This is a genomic window from Amycolatopsis japonica (assembly GCF_000732925.1).
Lineage (GTDB): Bacteria > Actinomycetota > Actinomycetes > Mycobacteriales > Pseudonocardiaceae > Amycolatopsis > Amycolatopsis japonica.
The window spans coordinates 7,770,639-7,790,366 of sequence record NZ_CP008953.1; the positions used below are offsets into that span (position 1 = coordinate 7,770,639).

Consider the following 19,728-nt stretch of genomic DNA (forward strand, 5'->3'; position numbering starts at 1 on the left):
TCCCCCTGCCGCCGGATCGCGATTAGGGGGCTAAACGCAGGTCAGGATGGGGCAAGGCGGCCGGCGCAGGTGGCGACCTCCCCGGGGGCGGACTTCTCCGAGGTGACCACGGCGCCGCCTACGGCCACCCGGCATTCGACGGCACCCTCGCCCTGCCCCATCAGCTGGACGGTCGGCGGGGTGCCGGTGTTCTTCCACGTGAGCTCCTTGCGCCACGGCAGCGTCACCTGCAGCTCCTGGTGCACGAGTCCCAGCCCGTTGGAGTCGTAGACCACGGTCGCGGTCCCCGTCCCGGCGAGCTCGTACGCGATCTGCCAGTCGTTCGACACCGGCTGCGGTTGTGCCTGGCTGAGCGTCCGCGTGATCGTGCGGTCCGGTCCCCGCGACGGCGCGGCCTCGGTCGGTTCGCCGACCACGGCCACGGTCTCGGCCCGCGGCTCCTCACCACCTTTGAGCAGCACCACACAGGTCGCGAGCGCGGCCACCACGATCCCCGCGATGGCGATGCGCCCGATCAGTTGTCTGTCGGCCATCGGTCTCCTCACCGAAAGCGGCGGCGCGGCCCGTGAGCCGCGCCGCCACGGAAGTCAGGACGGCAGCAGCCGGCCGGGGACGCCGTTGAGCGACTGGATCAGCCCCAGCACCGGGACGCCGAGCGGCGCGAACGTCCAGATGTTGTTGAGGTCGCTCGTGTCGGGTTCGTCGACGACCACGACATCGTTCGGGGCGTCCTGCGCGGCGAGTGCCGGAGCCGCCGAGCCGAGCACGACGAGACCGGCGAGCGCGGCGCCGGTGACCGCGCGGACGAAGGTCTTCTTCATGAGATTCTCCTTTGCTGGTAACGGTTTTACGAAATGGGCGTGATGATCCCGTAGATCGGGGCGAGGACGTCGGTGGGCACGGGGACGGTCGGGCCGAGCAGTCCGCCGAGATCGAGGCCGGGGATCAGCCAGACCGCGGGATTTCCGCCACCGGTGGGCAGACCCGGCAGCGGGTCGGCCGAGGCGACGCCGCCGGCGAGTCCGGACAGCGCGCCCGCGAGGGCGAGTGGCAGCAGCACACGGGCCGCGATTCGCTTCATTTCTTCTCCCATTCTTTTGGTGAAATCACCGCAGTACCGAACTGACCGGCACGATCGTTCCGTCGGGGATCCATTGCCCCGCGTAGTTCCGGTCGGCGATCATCCCGACGGCGTGCGGTTCGCCCGGGTACATCGGCATGGCGTTGACCTGCGCCGCCGCGAAGATCTGGACGTCGCCGTTGATCGACCGCCATTGGTCGCCCAGCCAGCTACGGAAGCCGCCGAGCGTCGGACTTTCGCCGCCGAAGGCGTTGCCCGCGGCGACGGCGAAGCTGACGGCGACCTGCTCACGCGGGTCGAACCTCAGCGGTATCGAAGAACTCGCGACGGAGTTGACGATCGGCCCGTTCAGCAGCCAGGGCGCCAGGTACAGCCCGTACTGGTGGGTCGGCTTGAGCCGTTGGGACTCGGCCGCGCGGGTCATCGCCGTGTAGCCGCCCGCCCAGCCGGACACGACGAGCAACGCGGTGTTCGGCCCCGCCTCGGCCTGCACCGGCAGACCGGCCCGCGCGGCGGTGTCACGAACCAGCTTCGCGGCGGCCACGCTGCGCGGCGAGGCGTCCTCGATGAGGGTGAGCGCGGAAGGTTTGCGCCCGGCGAGGAATTCGACGAGTTTGACGAGAGAACCGCTGTCCTCACTGGAAAGCGCGTCCGCGGGACAGGACGTGAGAACTTCGCGGCGGTCGGCGATCAAGCCGCCAAGGGCGGCCGAAGCGCATTCGGGCGCGTCCGCGTCTTCGATGGCGAGGCCCGGCTCCTCCCCCGCGTCGACCTCGATCGTCGTCTTCTCCCCGCCCCGGCTGACGATCAGGTCGCTGCGGCCCTTCGGCAGGTCGACCTCGGCCCAGGTGCCCTCGGCACCGGGGCGCACGATGGCCTTGCCGATCAGGCCGCCTTCGATTCCGGCGGACAGGTCTTCTCCCGCGCTCGCGGGGAAATGGACGAGGTTCTTGCCGGGCCGCTGCGGGCTCACCAGCACCGGGAACCGCTGCTCGCCGATGGCCGCGTCGGCGAGCAGTGCGACACCGGGAGTCGGCAGCTTGGGCGGTTCGGGAATGGCCGCGAGGGCGCTCCAGGCGACGAAACCGACGGCCACGGCGGCCGCGCCGAACCGATAGGCACGCGTGGATTCCTTGTCCGAGAAGAAGAAACCCGCGAGGACGGTGGCGACGATCGGCAGCAGAGCGATCACCAGCAACGTCAGACCGAAGAGCGTGCCGTAGATCCGGCGGTCGAACCCCAGACCGGAGGAGAACAGCTGGACCGCACCCGCGACGACGAGAAGTCCGCCCAGGGTCAGGGAAAGCGGGCCGAGCCGGAAGTTCGTCTGGCGCCACTGCTCGGCAGGCACCCAGATGGAGAGAACGGTGACGCCGAACCACAAGGCGGCGGCCGCGACGTAGACGGTGTCGATGGCGAATTCGACGCCTGTCCGTCCGAGCGAGGTTTCGAGCACGACCAACGCGGCGAGCGCGAGCGAGGCCCAGCGGCCTGCCGATGGCCGGCGGATCGGAACGGGAATCGCCAGCGCCAGCACGAGATGCACGATCAGCGCGATGACGTTGACGTCGGTCGCGAAGGCGGAAACCGCGGCGAGCACGGCGGAAATCCCGCCGAGGGCGGCGATGGTGAGGCGAAGACGGCTGGGCAACTCACCCACCAACGGGCGCAGAATCCCTGCGCCCGCGAGGAAAGCGGTCGCCAGCAGAAGTCCGAGCCGGAGCAGGACGAGGGCGATGTCGGCTCCGGCCGAACCCGAGCTCGCCGGTATGACGTGGTGATCCATGGGGACCTTCTCCGAGCAGATCGGCGGAGCCGTGGGTGGCGGAGTGTGCCCGCCACCCACGACCTTCCGCGCCGAACAGGGTTACTTGAGATCCGCGTCCGCCACGACGAACAGTTCGGAGTGCGGCTTGGCGTTGCCGAAGGACCCGTGCGGCCAGGTCTTCCGGTTGAAGTTGATCCCGACCTGCCCGGTGAACTCGTCCCGGAAGTTCTGGTCGACCGCGACCTTCCCGTCCTCGCCGAGGTTCAGCAGGTTGACCTTGTGGTCACCGTCCAAACCGGACCGTGCGACGAAGTAGTTCGACACCGCGAGGTGCTGCGGCTTGTCGGTTTCGTGGTAGTACCCGTCGTCGCCGAGCACGAAGTTGTCGTACGCGCCCCAGTGCGGGCCGCCGCCGGAGGTACCCGGATTGATCGGCGCCGCGCCGACGACGGTCGGCAGGTCGCCGCCACCGCCCTGCTGGGACTTCTCCTTCGTGTCGATCCGGCCCTTGATGTTCTCGACCTTGTCGCCGGCGGCGAGCAGCTTCTGGATGTCGAGGACGTACACGCCACCGGTGGTGCCGGGGTCGTCCGGGCCGAGCGCGCCCTTGGACCGTCCGGTGATCGCGCGGTAGAGGTACTTGTCGTCGGGGCTGGTCTGGATCCAGCCACCGTTCGACCCGCCACCGTTGGAGTCGTTGTTCGGGTGGATCGCCTTGTTCGCGGCGCCATCGTCGAACACCTGGATCCAGTGCGGCTCCTTGGCGGTGATGTCCGGCGTGTAGAACACCGCACCGCCCTGCATGGTCTGGGCGAACGCGCCCTTGTGCCCCGGCAGGTTGGTCACCGTGGTCTCCATGACCGCGCGGCTTTCCGCGTGCAGCGGGTCCGCGGGATCGGCCCTCGGGCCGTCCGGCAGGTACGAGACCGTCTTGAGCTTCGGCTTGTTGCGGTCGGAGATGTCCCATGTGCGGACGGTCGGCCGCCGCAGATACGGCGACGGCTGCTTCACCGGGTCGAGGATGATGTTGCGCGGCTCGGCGTAGTCACTGGTGACCAGGGTGTTGAGGTCCTCGCGTGCCTGGATGCCGTGCGGGTTGGCGCAGGTCGGCTTGTCCAGTTGCGGAAGGTTGTCGCACAGCTTCTTGTTGTCGCCCTGCGGTGTCGCGGCCGGGGACTCGGAAAGCACCTGCGCGTTCTGGTCGAAGCGGACGACCTCACCGGGACTGCCGGCGAAACCGTTGCCCACCACGGTGGAACCGTTGGCGTAGGTGTGCGGGCCCGGCACGACCGGCCCGCCCATGTACGTGCCGTAGGCGGTGCCGTCCTTGAGCACCCAGTACGCGTCCGGCACGGAACCGCCGAGGGTCTGGGTCGGGAGGCTGACGCCCTTGAGTTTCAGCTGCGGCAACGCGGAGACGTCGAAGGCGTACGTCGCGGCGGCGAACAGCGCGCCGGCGTAGATCGTGTCGCCCTTGTGCCACACGTACTGCATATGGTGCGGCTCGTTCTCGACGAGCGGGCCGACGGTGGCGGTGTTGACGACCTTGCCGTAGGTCGGCGAACCCTGCGTCGCGTCGATCACGGCGAGGAAGTCCGGACCGGGCAACGCGTTCTTGATCTTGTTCAGGCCGCCGCCGAGCGAGCCCGGCAGGTTCTTGATGTCCTTGACCAGGGTGTCGGCGATGTTCTCGTCACCGGCCCAGACCAGCAGCCATTTCTTGCGCTTGCCGTCCGCGCTCCGGGACGCCGCGACGTCCTTGGACACCAGATGGTTCTGGACCCAGTACTCCTTGCCGTCGGCCGCCTTCTTCGCGTCCTTGACGACCTGGACGTCGGCGTAGGCACTCGTCGACGAGCCGGTATAGGTCACCGTGCCCGCGGCGAGTGCCGCCGCCAAGGCGCCTATCACCACTTTTCGCCACTTGGGCGAGTTGGATAGCATTCTTTCTCCCTGTTTTCGCTACCGAAGCGCCAGACAATCGGCACACCTCTCCCCTATTCCGCGCAGGCGTAACCGCACGGATCGAAGGGGAAAGCAATCAACCGCCGGTTCGCCCAGGGAACCGTTGCGGCACAGTGGAAAACGTCAGCGCACGGGAACCGGCGCATCCGTTTCGGATACGCGAATCAGCCTGCGTCGCGACAAACCCGGAATAGGTCAGGAATCCATACACAGCGCGCTTGCTTGCTGCCGCAAGTCAACGTGCCGGCGCCACACCAAGGCGACTGGGGATTGCATGGGCGAAATACTCGTGTGAACCCGCCGGAGTGTCAATCTCGTGATCAAAGAATGAGACATGCCACGGCCGGGTGATTTTCCCACGATGCGGATGGGCCATTAGGCCGAACGAGTGGCGGTTTTCCGAGCAGTGGGAATTAGACCACTTGGCGGCACTACCGCAGGTCACAACGGACCAGTAACTCCACCCGCAGCCCTCATCGTGGCGTTATGGTTTCGTTACTCAATCCCGGGAACTCTGGTGCCGCGACGCCCTCAGGAACGAAGTTGCCATCGGAGCTTTCACGCCCCTCCTCGCGCTACGCCCCCGGCCCCGACCTGCGCCCGCCCGCCTCGGATCGCGATTAGGGGGCGAAACGCAGGTCGGAGGCGGGGCCGCAGAGGGCCTGGTGCTTGAGGGTCGCCAGGGCGTCGTCGATGGGGTGCGAGGTTCCTTCGGGGTCCGGCTTGCGCCACCGCACGAGATTCATCGCGGCGGAGAACTGCCGTCCGCCGTCAGGGCCGGCCCAGGCCATCGTCAACGCTCCCCAGACCGTGCCGTCGTGACCCCAGAAGACGCCGTGCCCCGGGATCTCGGTCTTGTACAGGCCGAGCCCGTAGTCGATCAGCCGCCCGTCCTGCGCGATGACCGGCACCAGACGCTGCATCTCCGCCAGCGAAGACGGGCTGACGATCTCCCCGTCCAGCAGTTTGCGGTAGAAGCGGTTGAGATCGTCGACGGTCGAGACCAGACCGGCGCCGGCCATCACCCAGGACATGTTGTAGACGCTGTAGTCGCGCGGCGGATCGATCGCGCCGAACAGCGCTTCGTACATCCGCGAGTGCGGCTCCTCGATACGCGGACCGGCGGGAAAGCCGGTGTTCGCGAGACCCGCGGGTTCGATGATGTCGCGGGAGATGTGCTCCTCCATCGGGGCGCCGGTCAGGTGCTCCAGCAGTTCACCCAGCAGCAAGTAGTTCGTGTTGGAGTAGATCCCGGGAGTGCTGCCCGGCTCGCCGGTGGCGGGCGCGCCGACACCGATCGCGATCAGCTCCGCCGGGCGGAACTCCTGAAACCGGTTGTCGTCGAGGCTCTCGGGGGCGAGCTTCTGGAGCGACGGGAACGCGTAGGGCAGGTACTCGGCGAGGCCGCTGGTGTGGTTGAGCAGCATGCGGATCGTGATCGCGCGGCCCCGTTCACCGGGGACCAGCAGCGGCAGGAAGTCGCCGATCGGCGCGTCGAGGTCGAGCCGCCCCGCCTCGACCTGGCGCAGAACCGCGGCCGAGACGAACGTCTTGGTGATACTGCCGACGCGCTGCCGCATCCCGGTCCCGACGGGGCGCCCGGTTTCCAGGTCGGCGACCCCGGCGGCGCCGCGCCAGATCCGCCCATCCGCCCGCACCTCGGCGAACACCCCCGGCACCCCCGCCCGATGGACGTCGTCCAAGGCGGACCGCAGGTTCTTCGTGGCCGAGTTCTCTTCTGTCACAAGGGATTCCATATCGACCATCCTTTCGACCGGCGGTCCCGGGATCGCCCGCCATCCGTCGCGCATCCAGGCGGATACCGCGCCGATCGTCGGCCGGATCGCGATTAGGGGGCTAAACGCAGGTCGGGGCGGGCAAAGGGAAAGCCCCCGGTCTGGGATCGATCGGGGGCTTTCTCGGGGTGATGGCCGCTATTCGGCAGGCTGACGACGGCGGCGGGCGCCGAAGACCAGAACCGCTCCGAGGCCCAGCGCGGCGAGCGCGAGCGCGCCGAGCCAGATCACGTCGGCACCGGTGCTGGCCAGCCCCGAACCACCTTGACCGCCGCCGCTGCCCTGCCCGGCGGGCGTGGTCGTCGGCGCCGGGGTTTCGGTTTTGCCGCAGTCCGCGGGCTGCGTGGGCACGGTGGGCGCGGGCGCCTCGCCGGTCTCGGCCAAGGTCCGGATCGGGAAGGGCTTGTCCTCCGGCCCGGTAACCTGGATCTGCATCGGGTTCTCACCCCGGATCCGCCAGCCCTGCGGCGTCAGGAAGTACAGCTTGTACTCAGGCCCCGGCACCACCTTGCGGAACTCGAAGCGGCCTTCGGCGTCGGTCGTCCGCTCACCGATGACGGGGCATTTTCCGTCGGAGACGAGCACGACCTTGACCCCGCCGACACCCTTCGGCTCGCCCTGGCCGACAACATGGACCACGTCACCGACGACGGTGGCGAAACCACCTGGGACCGCCGCCTGGTCACGGGCCTGAGCATGACCGTCGATATCGACCTCGCGATAGCCGAAGTCGCAGCTCACCGAGACGAATCCGCGGTTCAGGGCGGCATCGGGCACCTTCTCGGACACGTCGATCTTGCGCGTCTCGCCAGGCGCGATCGTCACACCCTTACCGCGATTGCCGAGGTCGCCCCAACTCTCGCCGCCCTTCAGAGCCCAGTCGGCGCCATAACGGTCACAACCGGAGACGATGCCCGTGAGCGGAATCGAGCCAGAGTTGGTCAGGGTCACGGAGACATGCGCGAGTTCGCCGGGTTTGTAGCTGTCCTGCGTGAAGGCCATCGACGCCTTCAACGCACCGTTCAGCGGTGGCACCCCTCGGATGAGCAAGTCCTTCGTGTTCTGCCCGACCCGTACGCTCTCGGACGGGAAGTGCCAGCCCTTGATCTCCTCGCCACCTAGGTGGTACTCGGCGGCGGGCAGGTCACCGAACTCGATTCGCCCGTCGGCGTCGCTCGTCGCGGTGTACTTGGTGGGGCCGTTGTTGTACTGCAGCGTGACGGTTATGCCGCCCAACTTCTCACCGTCGTCGAGCCCACCGTTGCCGTTCTTGTCGCCGTAGACGACTCCCGCCACACGACTGGTCTCCTTGGTGACCTTCGCCTCGGCGGAGAACTTGCCGACACCGAAGCCGGTCTGGTCGAAGATGATCCCCTGCACCACGGTCGTGTCTTTCGCGATGTCCCGGATCTTTCCCGTGACCGGCAGCTCGAAGCTGTCGCCCGGTTCGAGGTTCTTCCCGCCCTTGCCGACCGTGAACGGCCCCCACCCGGATTCGAGGGGGACCACCAGGTCGGTCGGCTCGCTGAAGGATTGCGAGACCCACAAGCCGGTCGCGCGGGTGGCACCGACGTTCTTGATCTTGAAGGTGAACCGGACGTCCTCGTCGGTCCGATACGACGTCTTTTCGAAGACGACCGACGCCTCGACTTGCGCCCGCTCGGCCTGCGGCTTCGGCGCCACCGAAGGTGCGCTTTCCGCAGCCGACGAACTAGGCGGCGCGCTGGAACTCGCCGGTGCTTCGGACGTCGCCGGCGCACTCGACGCCGGTGACGAAGGTGCCGGATCCGCTCCGGCGGGCGCGGCGAATACGCCGGTCAATGCCGCTACCGCGGCGAAGGTCGCGAGATAGATCGCCCCAGTACGTGAGCGGGATCTACCACTTGGCGATTTGTTCACGCAGAGTCACCCCTGATTACCAGATGGAAATGCGCATAGCCCCCGAATCGCGTAGAACCGGATCACCCTATCGGGATTCGTCAGGAGCCAGGACCCATTTCGGGTACTCCGGAAACGAGAAGGGCCCCCGCCGGATCGGCGAGGGCCCTTCTCGTGGATTTCGCTTCGGTCAGCGGAAGTCGCGGCCGAAGTCGTAGTCGTCCAGCGGCACCGCGGCGCCCGGCGTGGAGCCGAACACGTCCGGGGTGTAGTAGCCGTCGTCGTAGGACGGGATCGCGTAAGCGGCGACCCGCGCCTCCTCGGTCGGCTGCACCTGGATGTTGCGGTACTTGTTGATCCCGGTACCGGCCGGGATCAGCTTACCGATGATCACGTTCTCCTTGAGGCCCACGAGCTTGTCCGAGCGGCCGTTGATGGCCGCGTCGGTCAGGACACGCGTGGTCTCCTGGAACGAGGCCGCCGACAGCCACGAGTCCGTGGTCAGCGAGGCCTTCGTGATCCCCATCAGCACCGGGCGACCCGAGGCCGGCTCGCCGCCTTCGGCGACCGACGCGCGGTTCTTCGCCTCGAACTTGGTCCGCTCGGGCAGCTCGCCCGGCAGGAAGTCCGTGGCACCGGAGTCGATGATCGTCACGCGGCGCAGCATCTGCCGCACGATGACCTCGATGTGCTTGTCGTGGATCGACACACCCTGCGCCCGGTACACCTTCTGGACCTCGTCCACCAGGTGCATCTGCGCCTCGCGCGGCCCCATGACCCGCAGGACCTCGTGCGGGTCCGGCGTGCCTTCGAGCAGCTGCTGGCCGACCGCGACGCGGTCACCATCGCCCAGCGGGCCGTTCGGGGTGTTCGCGAGCCGCTGACGCTTGGACAGCTTGTCGAAGACGATCTCTTCGCTGCCGTCGTCCGGGATCAGCGTGATCTTCCAGAACCGCTCGCTCTCCTCGATGCGCACGCGGCCATCGACGTCGGCGATCGGCGCCTTGCCCTTCGGGACCCGGGCTTCGAACAGCTCCTGGACACGGGGCAGACCGGTCGTGATGTCGTCACCGGCGACACCACCCTGGTGGAACGTACGCATCGTCAGCTGCGTACCCGGCTCACCGATCGACTGGGCCGCGACGATACCCACGGCCTCGCCGACGTCGACGAGCTGACCGGTCGCCATGGACCGGCCGTAGCAGGTGGCGCAGATACCGACGGCCGACTCGCAGGTCAGCACCGAACGCACCTTGACCTTGGAGATCCCGCTCGAGATGAGCTTGTCGATCGCCGGGTCACCGATGTCGTCACCGGCGTTGAGCACGACGTTGCCCTTGGCGTCGACCGCGTCGGTCGCCAGGTTCCGCGCGTACACGCTGGTCTCGACGTGCTGGTCGCGCAGGACCTTGCCGTCGCCGATGTCCTCGCCGATCGGCATGTTGATACCGCGGGTGGTGCCACAGTCGATCTCGCGGACGATGACGTCCTGCGACACGTCCACCAGACGACGGGTCAGGTAACCCGAGTCGGCGGTACGGAGCGCCGTGTCCGCCAGACCCTTACGGGCACCGTGCGTCGCGATGAAGTACTCCGCCACCGACAGGCCTTCACGGAAGTTGGCCTTGATCGGACGCGGGATGTACTCACCCTTCGGGTTCGACACCAGACCACGCATACCGGCCAGCGACCGGACCTGCGTCATGTTGCCCGCCGCGCCCGACTTCACGATCATCGCGATCGGGTTGTCGTCCGGCAGCGCCGTCTCCATGATCTTGTGGACCTCTTCGGTGGCCTGCGTCCACACCTTGACGAGCTCGTTGTTGCGCTCGGCGTGCGACAGCTGACCACGCTGGTACCGCTTCTCGACCTGGTCGGCCTTGCCTTCGTACTCGTCCAGAATGGCCTTCTTGCCTGCCGGGACGAGCACGTCGGAGATCGCGACCGTGACACCCGAACGGGTCGCCCAGTAGAAACCGGCGTCCTTCAGGCGGTCCAGGGTCTGCGCGACCTGGGTCATCGAGTAGCGCTCGGCGAGGTCGTTCACGATCGCGGCCTGACGCTTCTTCGGCATCGGCTCGTTGATGAACGGGTAGTCCGCCGGCAGCAGCTCGTTGAACAGCACGCGGCCCAGGGTGGTCTCGGCCAGCCACGCCTTGCCCGGCTCCCAGCCGTTCTCCGCGAGCCTCGCCTCGTCGGCCTTGGCGGGCTGACGGTCGGTGACGCGGATCTTGATCGGGGCGTGCAGGCTCAGCGCCTTGCGGTCGTACGCCATGATCGCCTCGGCGGGCGAGGAGTAGGCGTTGCCCGCACCGTCGGCGTTCTCGTTCAACCGGGTCAGGTGGAACAGACCGGTCACCATGTCCAGACGCGGCATGGCGAGCGGACGGCCCGACGCCGGCGAAAGGATGTTGTTCGCCGACAGCATCAGGATGCGGGCCTCGGCCTGCGCCTCCGCGGAAAGCGGGAGGTGCACGGCCATCTGGTCACCGTCGAAGTCCGCGTTGAACGCTTCACAGACCAGCGGGTGCAGCTGGATGGCCTTGCCTTCGACCAGCTGCGGCTCGAAGGCCTGGATACCGAGGCGGTGCAGGGTCGGCGCACGGTTCAGCATCACCGGGTGGCCGGTGATGACCTCTTCGAGCACGTCCCACACCTGCGGGCGCGACCGCTCCACCATCCGCTTGGCGGACTTGATGTTCTGCGCGTGGTTCAGGTCGACCAGCCGCTTCATGACGAACGGCTTGAACAGCTCGAGCGCCATGTCCTTCGGCAGACCGCACTGGTGCAGCTTCAGCTGCGGACCGACGATGATGACCGAACGGCCCGAGTAGTCGACACGCTTGCCGAGCAGGTTCTGACGGAACCGGCCCTGCTTGCCCTTGAGCAGATCGGACAGCGACTTCAGCGGGCGGTTACCGGGACCGGTGACCGGGCGGCCGCGGCGGCCGTTGTCGAACAGCGCGTCGACGGCCTCCTGCAGCATCCGCTTCTCGTTGTTCACGATGATCTCGGGCGCGCCGAGGTCGATCAGCCGCTTCAACCGGTTGTTCCGGTTGATGACCCGGCGGTAGAGGTCGTTCAGGTCGGAGGTGGCGAAGCGGCCACCGTCGAGCTGGACCATCGGGCGCAGGTCCGGCGGGATCACCGGGACGGCGTCGAGCACCATGCCGCGCGGGTCGTTGCCGGTGGCCTGGAAGGCCGCGACGACCTTGAGCCGCTTCAGCGCGCGGAGCTTCTTCTGCCCCTTGCCGTTGCGGATGGTGTCGCGCAGGCTCTCGGCCTCCGCCGCGACGTCGAACTCGGTGGCCAGCTTCTGGATGGCCTCCGCGCCCATGCCGCCGGTGAAGTACTCACCGTACCGGTCGATGAGCTCGCGGTAGAGCAGCTCGTCGGCGATCAGCTGACGCACGTCGAGCTTGGTGAAGGTCGTCCAGACCTCCTCGAGACGGTCCAGCTCGCGACCGGCGCGGTCACGCAGCTGACGCATCTCGCGCTCGCCGCCTTCCTTGACCTTGCGGCGGACGTCGGACTTCGCGCCCTCCGCCTCCAGCTCGGCCAGGTCGGCTTCCAGCTTCTGCGCCCGTGCCTCGATGTCCGCGTCGCGCTTGGTCTCGAGGTTCTTGCGCTCGACGCCGATCTCGTTCTCGAGGGTCGGCAGGTCGTTGTGCCGCAGCTCGGTGTTCACACCGGTGATCACGTAGGCCGCGAAGTAGATGATCTTCTCGAGGTCCTTCGGCGCCAGGTCGAGCAGGTAGCCCAGGCGGGAAGGAACACCCTTGAAGTACCAGATGTGGGTGACGGGAGCGGCCAGCTCGATGTGGCCCATCCGCTCACGGCGCACCTTGGCGCGGGTGACCTCGACGCCACAGCGCTCGCAGATGATGCCCTTGAAGCGGACCCGCTTGTACTTACCGCAGTAGCACTCCCAGTCCCGGGTCGGGCCGAAGATCTTCTCGCAGAAGAGGCCGTCCTTCTCGGGCTTGAGCGTCCGGTAGTTGATGGTCTCCGGCTTCTTCACCTCGCCGAAGGACCACTGACGAATGTCGTCGGCGGTGGCGAGGCCGATGCGGAGCTCATCGAAGAAGTTGACGTCCAGCACGTCTTTACATCCCCTTGGGGTTGATGCGACTAGAGGAGTTGGCGAGCGGAGGCGGGAGCCCACGGGAGGCAGGCTCCCGCCTCATCGCGGGTCAGTGCACGACGTCGTCCACCGAGGGCGACTCGTTGCGGGACAGGTTGATGCCGAGGTTGGCCGCGGCACGCTCGAGGTCCTCGTCGTCGGAGTCGCGCATCTCGATCGCGGCGCCGTCGCTGGACAGCACCTCGACGTTGAGGCAGAGCGACTGGAGCTCCTTCAGGAGCACCTTGAACGACTCGGGGATACCCGGCTCGGGGATGTTCTCCCCCTTGACGATGGCCTCGTACACCTTGACGCGGCCGACCACGTCGTCCGACTTGATCGTCAGGAGCTCCTGCAGGGTGTATGCGGCGCCGTACGCCTGCATCGCCCAGCACTCCATCTCGCCGAACCGCTGGCCACCGAACTGCGCCTTACCACCCAGCGGCTGCTGCGTGATCATCGAGTACGGACCGGTGGACCGGGCGTGGATCTTGTCGTCGACCAGGTGGTGCAGCTTCAGGATGTACATGTAGCCGACGGAGACCGGGTACGGGTACGGCTCGCCGGAGCGGCCGTCCAGCAGCGTGGCCTTGCCGTTCTGCTTGACCATGCGCTCGCCGTCGCGGTTCGGCTTGGTCGCGCCGAGCAGCCCGGTGAGCTCCTCTTCCTTGGCGCCGTCGAACACCGGGGTCGCGGTGTTCGTGCCGGGGTCGACGTCGTAGAGCTCCTCGTTGAGGTTCTTCGCCCAGTCGGGCTGCCCTTCGATCTTCCACCCCTGCGACGCCAGCCAGCCCAGGTGAAGCTCCAGGACCTGGCCGATGTTCATACGACGCGGGACACCGTGGGTGTTCAGGATGATGTCGACGGGCGTGCCGTCCTCCATGAACGGCATGTCCTCGGCGGGGAGGATCTTGCCGATGACACCCTTGTTCCCGTGGCGGCCGGCGAGCTTGTCGCCCGGCTGGATCTTCCGCTTCTGGGCCACGTAGACGCGGACCAGTTCGTTGACGCCCGGGGGCAGCTCGTCGTCGTCCTCGCGCGAGAACACGCGGATGCCGATGACCTTGCCGGTCTCGCCGTGCGGCACCTTCAGCGAGGTGTCGCGGACCTCGCGGGCCTTCTCGCCGAAGATCGCGCGGAGCAGGCGCTCTTCCGGGGTCAGCTCGGTCTCGCCCTTGGGCGTGACCTTGCCGACCAGGATGTCGCCGTCGCGGACCTCGGCACCGATGCGGATGATGCCGCGCTCGTCGAGGTCGGCGAGGACCTCCTCGGAGACGTTCGGGATGTCCCGGGTGATCTCCTCGGCGCCCAGCTTGGTGTCGCGGGCGTCGATCTCGTGCTCCTCGATGTGGATCGACGTGAGCACGTCGTCCTGCACCAGGCGCTCGGAGAGGATGATCGCGTCCTCGTAGTTGTGGCCCTCCCACGGCATGACCGCGACGAGCAGGTTCTTGCCGAGCGCCATCTCACCGTTCTCGGTGGACGGGCCGTCGGCGATGACCTGCCCCTGCTCGACCCGGTCGCCCTCGTTGACGATCGGGCGGTGGTTGAAGCAGGTGCCGTGGTTCGAGCGACGGAACTTGTACAGTCCGTAGCTCTTCCGCGTGCCGTCGTCGTGCATGATCGTGATCAGGTCGGCCGAGAGCTCCTCGACCACACCGGCCTGCTCGGCGACGAGCACGTCACCGGCGTCCACCGCGGCACGCAGCTCCACGCCGGTGCCGACCAGCGGGGCCGAGTTGCGCAGCAGCGGAACGGCCTGACGCTGCATGTTCGCGCCCATGAGCGCGCGGTTCGCGTCGTCGTGCTCGAGGAACGGGATCATCGCCGTCGCGACCGAGACCATCTGTCGCGGCGAGACGTCCATGTAGTCCACGTCCAGCGGGTCGATCAGCTCGACCTCGCCGCCCTTCTTACGGACCAGGACGCGGTCTTCGACGAAGGTGCCGTCGTCCGAGATCGGCGCGTTGGCCTGCGCCTTCACGAAACGGTCTTCCTCGTCCGCGGTGAGGTAGTCGACCTGGTCGGTGACGCGACCCTCGACGACCTTGCGGTACGGGGTCTCGATGAAACCGAACGGGTTGACCCGCGCGTACGAGCAGAGCGAACCGATCAGACCGATGTTCGGGCCTTCCGGCGTCTCGATCGGGCACATGCGGCCGTAGTGCGACGGGTGGACGTCACGGACCTCCATGCCGGCGCGCTCACGCGACAGACCACCCGGGCCGAGGGCGGACAGACGACGCTTGTGCGTCAGCCCCGACAGCGGGTTGTTCTGGTCCATGAACTGCGACAGCTGCGAAGTACCGAAGAACTCCTTGATCGCCGCCACGACGGGACGGATGTTGATCAGGGTCTGCGGCGTGATCGCCTCGACGTCCTGGGTGGTCATCCGCTCGCGGACGACGCGCTCCATCCGGGACAGACCCACGCGGATCTGGTTCTGGATGAGCTCGCCGACGGTGCGGAGACGACGGTTGCCGAAGTGGTCGATGTCGTCGGTCTCGACCGGGATGACCTGGTCGCCGACGGTCGCCTTGTCCTCGCCCGCGTGCAGGCGGACCAGGTACTCGATCGTCGAGACGATGTCCTCTTCGGTCAGCGTCCCGGTGTCGTACGGCGTGGTCAGGCCGAGCTTCTTGTTCAGCTTGTACCGGCCGACCTTGGCCAGGTCGTAGCGCTTCGGCTTGAAGAACAGGTTCTCCAGCAGCGTCTGCGCGCTCTCCTTGGTGGGCGGTTCGCCCGGGCGCAGCTTGCGGTAGATGTCGAGCAGCGCCTCGTCGGTGCCGGCGGTGTGGTCCTTCTCGAGGGTGGCGAGCAGCGTCTCGGAGAAGGAGAAGCGCTCGCGGATCGCCTCGGTGGTCCAGCCGAGCGCCTTCAGCAGCACGGTGACCGGCTGGCGGCGCTTGCGGTCGATGCGGACGCCGACGGTGTCGCGCTTGTCGACGTCGAACTCCAGCCAGGCACCCCGGCTCGGGATGACGCGGACGTTGAAGACGTCCTTGTCCGTGGTCTTGTCGACGCTGGTGTCGAAGTACACACCCGGCGAACGGACCAGCTGGGACACGACGACACGCTCGGTGCCGTTGATGACGAAGGTGCCCTTGTCGGTCATCACCGGGAAGTCGCCCATGAAGACCGTCTGGCTCTTGATCTCGCCGGTGTTGTTGTTCACGAACTCGGCGGTCACGAACAGCGGGGCCGCGTACGTCATGTCCTTGTCCTTGCACTCCTCGACGGAGGCCTTGACCTCGTCGAAGCGCGGGTCGGAGAAGGACAGCGACATGGATCCGGAGAAGTCTTCGATCGGCGAGATCTCGTTGAGGACCTCTTCCAGGCCGCCGACCGGGTTTTCTTCACCTTCTTCGACGCGGCGTTCGAACCACGCCTCGTCGCCGGTGAACCATTCAAAGGACCTGATCTGCACGTCGAGCAGGTTCGGGGTGCTGAGCGGCTCGCGAATCTTTGCGAAGGAGACCCGCTTGGGGGCTCCCGGGATTCCCGTGGACTCCGAGCGAGATACAGCCGAGGTGGTCGCAGCAGTGGCCTGGTTCGCGGGAGAGACTGCCAAGATGCGTCCTTCCGGGGACAATGAGCGGTGAGCAGCCGCGTCAGCAACAGCTGATGCGGTCTGTCAAGGGTGCCGTGTGCCCACTATCCTAACTACCGGCTCCGGGCAGCCTGAAAGAGGGCAGCGCAAAGAAGCAGTCTAGCCCGAACGTCGCGGTCTGTCCAGGGGGCGCTCCCGATGGGGCCCAGCCTGCATCGCAACGTCTTCAGGTATGCCTCTCCTCGGCCTCCCCGGGCCGTCCCTCCCGCAAGGGCACCGCCGGTTCTCACCGTTGCCAGTAAGCGTGACCCCACAGGGGCTCTGAGTCAAGATGCCGCGCGGTGGTCCCGCCGGTTGGCGCAGCGTGGAAGTAGCTCCGTGCCGGGCGCTTCACAGGACGATCATCCTGGTTACCGCCCGGTACCCGCAGGTGACGGCGCCGGCGCGCCGACCTGCGTTTAGCGGGCTAAACGCGATCCGGCCGCCGGGGCTTCCCGGACGGTCACCGGGTCGGGCCAGGCGACCGGCGGGGCGCCCATGGCGGACTCGGCCCGTGTGACCGCTGTGACCGGTGGGCCGTCTGGTGCGGCGCACAGGCGACGCGACGCACCTGCGTTTCGCGGGCTAATCGCGACGCGCGCCGGGTGGGCGCTGCCAGACTGGGCGGCGTGAGCGAAACGTGGGAGCAGGACGCCAGCGCCGAGATGCCCCCGGTCTTTCTGCGGCCGGAAGCCGAGTTGCGGGAGGCCGCGGAGCGGAGCCCTCTCCTCGACGAGATCCGCGGCTACGTCGCCGGGTCGGACGCCGTCGATCCGCTGATCCCCCGATGGGCGGAGGTGGCCGGGCTGGTCCGCGACGTCGACGGCAAGCACGTGCCCGTCGAGGAGAACGCGACGCTCGTCGACGACCCTCTCCGGCTCTGGGAGCGGCTGTATTCGACGATCGGCGAGGCTGAGTCTCTGCCGTTCGGACTGGTCGCGTCGATCTCACTCACGCTCTACCGGTCAGGTCCGGTGGCTGTGCCGGTCGAGCTCCTCTTCGAGGCCCTCGCGCTCGGGCAGGCACCGGACGAGTCGACGCCGTACGCGACAAGCGTCGCGCTGGACCTGTTGGAACGGCTCGGCGCGCTCGAGAAGGGCACGGCGGACCCGGCCGGGCTCGCGCTGATCGCCGAGATCGCCGGAAAACCCGATCCCTCCCCCTTCGTCCTCAGCCTCACCCCGATCGCCGTCTGGGCGATCAACAGGGAGCTTCGCGAGGCCGGAATGAGCGCGCCGGTCATCGGTGAGGCGGCGGAAAAGAGTCTCGGCGAGCTGAGCCCACGCCTCGCCGAGTCCGGGCCGGGGATCATCGACGCGGAGCTGAAGGCCTGGGTGCGGCACCGGTCACCCTCCGGCGCGGCAGCGGAGGCGAGTGAGTTCCTCCGCACGGCACGGCTCCCCGTGGAACGACTGTTCGCCTTGATCGTGCTCGGGGAAACCGGCGAGTTCGGCCTCGAGACCGCTGCCGGAGTCCGAGCCGAAGGCGGTCTGGTCGGCGCGGCCGCCGCGATGTGGCTGTCCGAACGTGGCGCGGTCGACCGGGAAACGATCACCCGCGACGAGGTCGTCCTCGGCATGGCCGACCATTACGCGGCGATGCACGCGCTCGGCGCGTTCGTCCATCAACTCGCCGACATGGACGACCGCTTCGACATCGTGGACCTGCTGACGTCCTCCGGCCATCCGGACCGGCTCCAACTCCTGAACGTCGTCGGCACGGACCATCCGGACCCGAAGATGGCCAAGAAGGCGCGCACGGCGAGCTACAAGCTCCGGTCGAGCGGTGGCGCCTGAGCCCCCTGGTCAGCGCGCCGACGCGTGACGTTTAGCCCGCGAAACGCAGGTCAGCGGGGTCAAGGCGCCGCGGAGCCGGATCGCGTTTAGCGGGCTAAACGCGATCCGGGGCGGGTCACTTCGAGGGGGCCGGGGAGGCCGGGGGCGAAGCGGGGGCCGAGGAAGCGGTGGGGTTCGGCGGAGCGGCGTAGGTGTTCATCGCCGTGATCTTCCACTTGTCGCCCTGCAGCTCCGCGTTCAAGTGCAGCTGCGCGCTCCCGGCGGTGGTCTTGTTCGTGTCGGCCCGCGTCGAGCTCTGGTCGACGAACACCATCACGTCGGCCCGGTCGCCTTCCAGCCGGATGACGGCGCTGCGGGTGACCTTGCACGTCACGACCATCTTCTGCTGCGGGGCCAGCCGCTTGACCTCGCCCATCAGCAGGTTGTACTTCGCCCGGACGTCGTCGTTGACCAGCAGATCGGCCGCCGCGGTCTCGGTCTTCGCGATGTTGTTGTAGTCGTACGAGAACAGCGCCTCGGTCGCCTTCGCGACCTGGTCCTTGACCTGCGCGGTCTTCGCGACGTCCAGCAGCGCCGTGTTGTTCGTCGAGCTGGACACGTCGTCGGCCTGGATCTTGAAGAGCACCGCGGTCGCGGCCAGCAGCAACCCGACGACGACCAGCGCGCCCGCCAGGATCAGCTGCTTCGAGCCCGGCTTCTTCTCGTCCCCCGAAGATTCGTCGACGTCGGCTTCGGCCTCTTCGAGGTCGTCCGGCTTCTCCTCGGCGACCGCGCGGGCCTTCGCACGCGGGGTCGGCTTCGCGACGACCTCTTCTTCGGGAGCGTCGGGCTCTTCAGCGACCTCGGTGTCCTCTGCGGACTCAACGGCCTCAACGGCCTCGGTGTCCGAGGCGTCCTCAGGCTCCGGCTCAGGCGTGGGCTCCGGCTCAGGAACCGGAGCCGGCCGCGGCGACGGACGGCGGACCGGCGCCGGCTTCGCCACCGGCGTCTCGTCGACCTCGACCTCCGAAACAGGAGCCTCCGAGGCAGGCGCCTCCGAAACATCCGAAACAGGAGCGGAAGCAGGAGACGCACCGGGCCGTCGCAGGCCGGCCACCCGGGGGCGGCGCACCGGCGGAGTGCTGCGAGGGGGCTGGCGACGGGAGGGGGGCACTACGTGGCTCCGTTCTAGGTGACGCTCTTACTGACCGGCCGCGACGAGGGGCACGTTGTCGATCCCGGACAGCTTCCACTCATCGCCGACCCGGGTCATCGAGACCTCCAGGCGCAACGCCTTCGAGCTCGCCTTGTCGCCCTGGGTGACCTGGGTGGAGATGGCGGCGAGGAAGCTCGCCTTGCCCTCGTGGTCGTCGAGTTCTTCGACCGCGATGTCCTGGATGGTGGTCACGACCTTGGTCTTCGCGTCGCCGAGCGCCTTGCGGTAGGTCGGCTCCAGCTGCTTCAACTGATCGACCATCTTCTGATCCGAGACGGCCTTCTGCTGTTCGAAGAACTTGTCGAGGTTCTCGAAGTCGACCTCGGTGTACGCCTTGATCGCGGTGCCGCCTGCTTTGACCACGTCGTCCCGCGAGCGCGCCAGGTCGGCGTTGTCGTCCGACGCGGCCACGGCCCACATGACACCGAAGATCGCCGCGGCGAGGAAGGCGGCCAGCGCGAACGCCGCCGCCCCCAATACCAGGGTCCGCGATCGAGAAGAACTCATGACACTCCAGGGTAGGTATACGGTCTCGGG

Annotated in this window: 12 protein-coding genes; 1 reads left to right on the plus strand and 11 read right to left on the minus strand. The window is 67.6% G+C overall.

Annotated elements, in window-relative coordinates; all coding sequences use genetic code 11:
- Positions 1-41: 41 nt before the first annotated feature.
- The 9 genes from AJAP_RS35910 to rpoB form a co-directional block, all read right to left on the minus strand.
- Entirely contained in the window at positions 42-533 is a 492-nt protein-coding gene (locus AJAP_RS35910; protein WP_038519852.1) for a hypothetical protein, read from the minus strand.
- A 54-nt stretch (positions 534-587) separates the two neighbouring features.
- Complete coding sequence (locus AJAP_RS35915) at positions 588-821, minus strand: hypothetical protein (RefSeq protein ID WP_016331079.1); 234 nt, start codon at positions 819-821, stop codon at positions 588-590.
- A gap of 26 nt (positions 822-847) precedes the next feature.
- On the minus strand, positions 848-1,081 hold the full coding sequence (locus AJAP_RS35920; RefSeq protein WP_038519855.1) for a hypothetical protein: 234 nt from the start codon (positions 1,079-1,081) through the stop codon (positions 848-850).
- A gap of 25 nt (positions 1,082-1,106) precedes the next feature.
- A complete protein-coding gene (locus tag AJAP_RS35925; RefSeq protein ID WP_038519857.1) occupies positions 1,107-2,867 on the minus strand; it encodes a hypothetical protein in 1,761 nt (586 codons plus the stop codon).
- 81 nt (positions 2,868-2,948) lie between these two features.
- Positions 2,949-4,793 (minus strand): selenium-binding family protein, encoded by a 1,845-nt coding sequence (locus tag AJAP_RS35930; protein WP_228694735.1) that lies wholly within the window; start codon positions 4,791-4,793, stop codon positions 2,949-2,951.
- 641 nt (positions 4,794-5,434) lie between these two features.
- Positions 5,435-6,559, minus strand: a complete 1,125-nt coding sequence (locus AJAP_RS35935) for a serine hydrolase domain-containing protein (protein ID WP_228694737.1) — start codon at positions 6,557-6,559, stop codon at positions 5,435-5,437.
- A 189-nt stretch (positions 6,560-6,748) separates the two neighbouring features.
- Entirely contained in the window at positions 6,749-8,293 is a 1,545-nt protein-coding gene (locus AJAP_RS35940) for an SdrD B-like domain-containing protein (RefSeq protein WP_228694739.1), read from the minus strand.
- Between the two features lie 385 nt (positions 8,294-8,678).
- A complete protein-coding gene (locus AJAP_RS35945) occupies positions 8,679-12,590 on the minus strand; it encodes a DNA-directed RNA polymerase subunit beta' (protein ID WP_038519866.1) in 3,912 nt (1,303 codons plus the stop codon).
- 91 nt (positions 12,591-12,681) lie between these two features.
- On the minus strand, positions 12,682-16,182 hold the full coding sequence (rpoB, locus tag AJAP_RS35950; protein WP_038519869.1) for a DNA-directed RNA polymerase subunit beta: 3,501 nt from the start codon (positions 16,180-16,182) through the stop codon (positions 12,682-12,684).
- 647 nt (positions 16,183-16,829) lie between these two features.
- Between rpoB and AJAP_RS35955 the strand changes: the two genes are divergently transcribed.
- Positions 16,830-17,996: a hypothetical protein gene (locus AJAP_RS35955; RefSeq protein ID WP_228694741.1), complete on the plus strand. Its 1,167-nt coding sequence runs from the start codon at positions 16,830-16,832 to the stop codon at positions 17,994-17,996.
- A gap of 115 nt (positions 17,997-18,111) precedes the next feature.
- On the opposite strand, the gene AJAP_RS35960 is transcribed toward AJAP_RS35955, so the two are convergent.
- Complete coding sequence (locus tag AJAP_RS35960) at positions 18,112-18,978, minus strand: hypothetical protein (protein WP_038519871.1); 867 nt, start codon at positions 18,976-18,978, stop codon at positions 18,112-18,114.
- A gap of 198 nt (positions 18,979-19,176) precedes the next feature.
- Positions 19,177-19,698, minus strand: a complete 522-nt coding sequence (locus tag AJAP_RS35965) for a hypothetical protein (RefSeq protein ID WP_038519874.1) — start codon at positions 19,696-19,698, stop codon at positions 19,177-19,179.
- Positions 19,699-19,728: the final 30 nt, after the last annotated feature.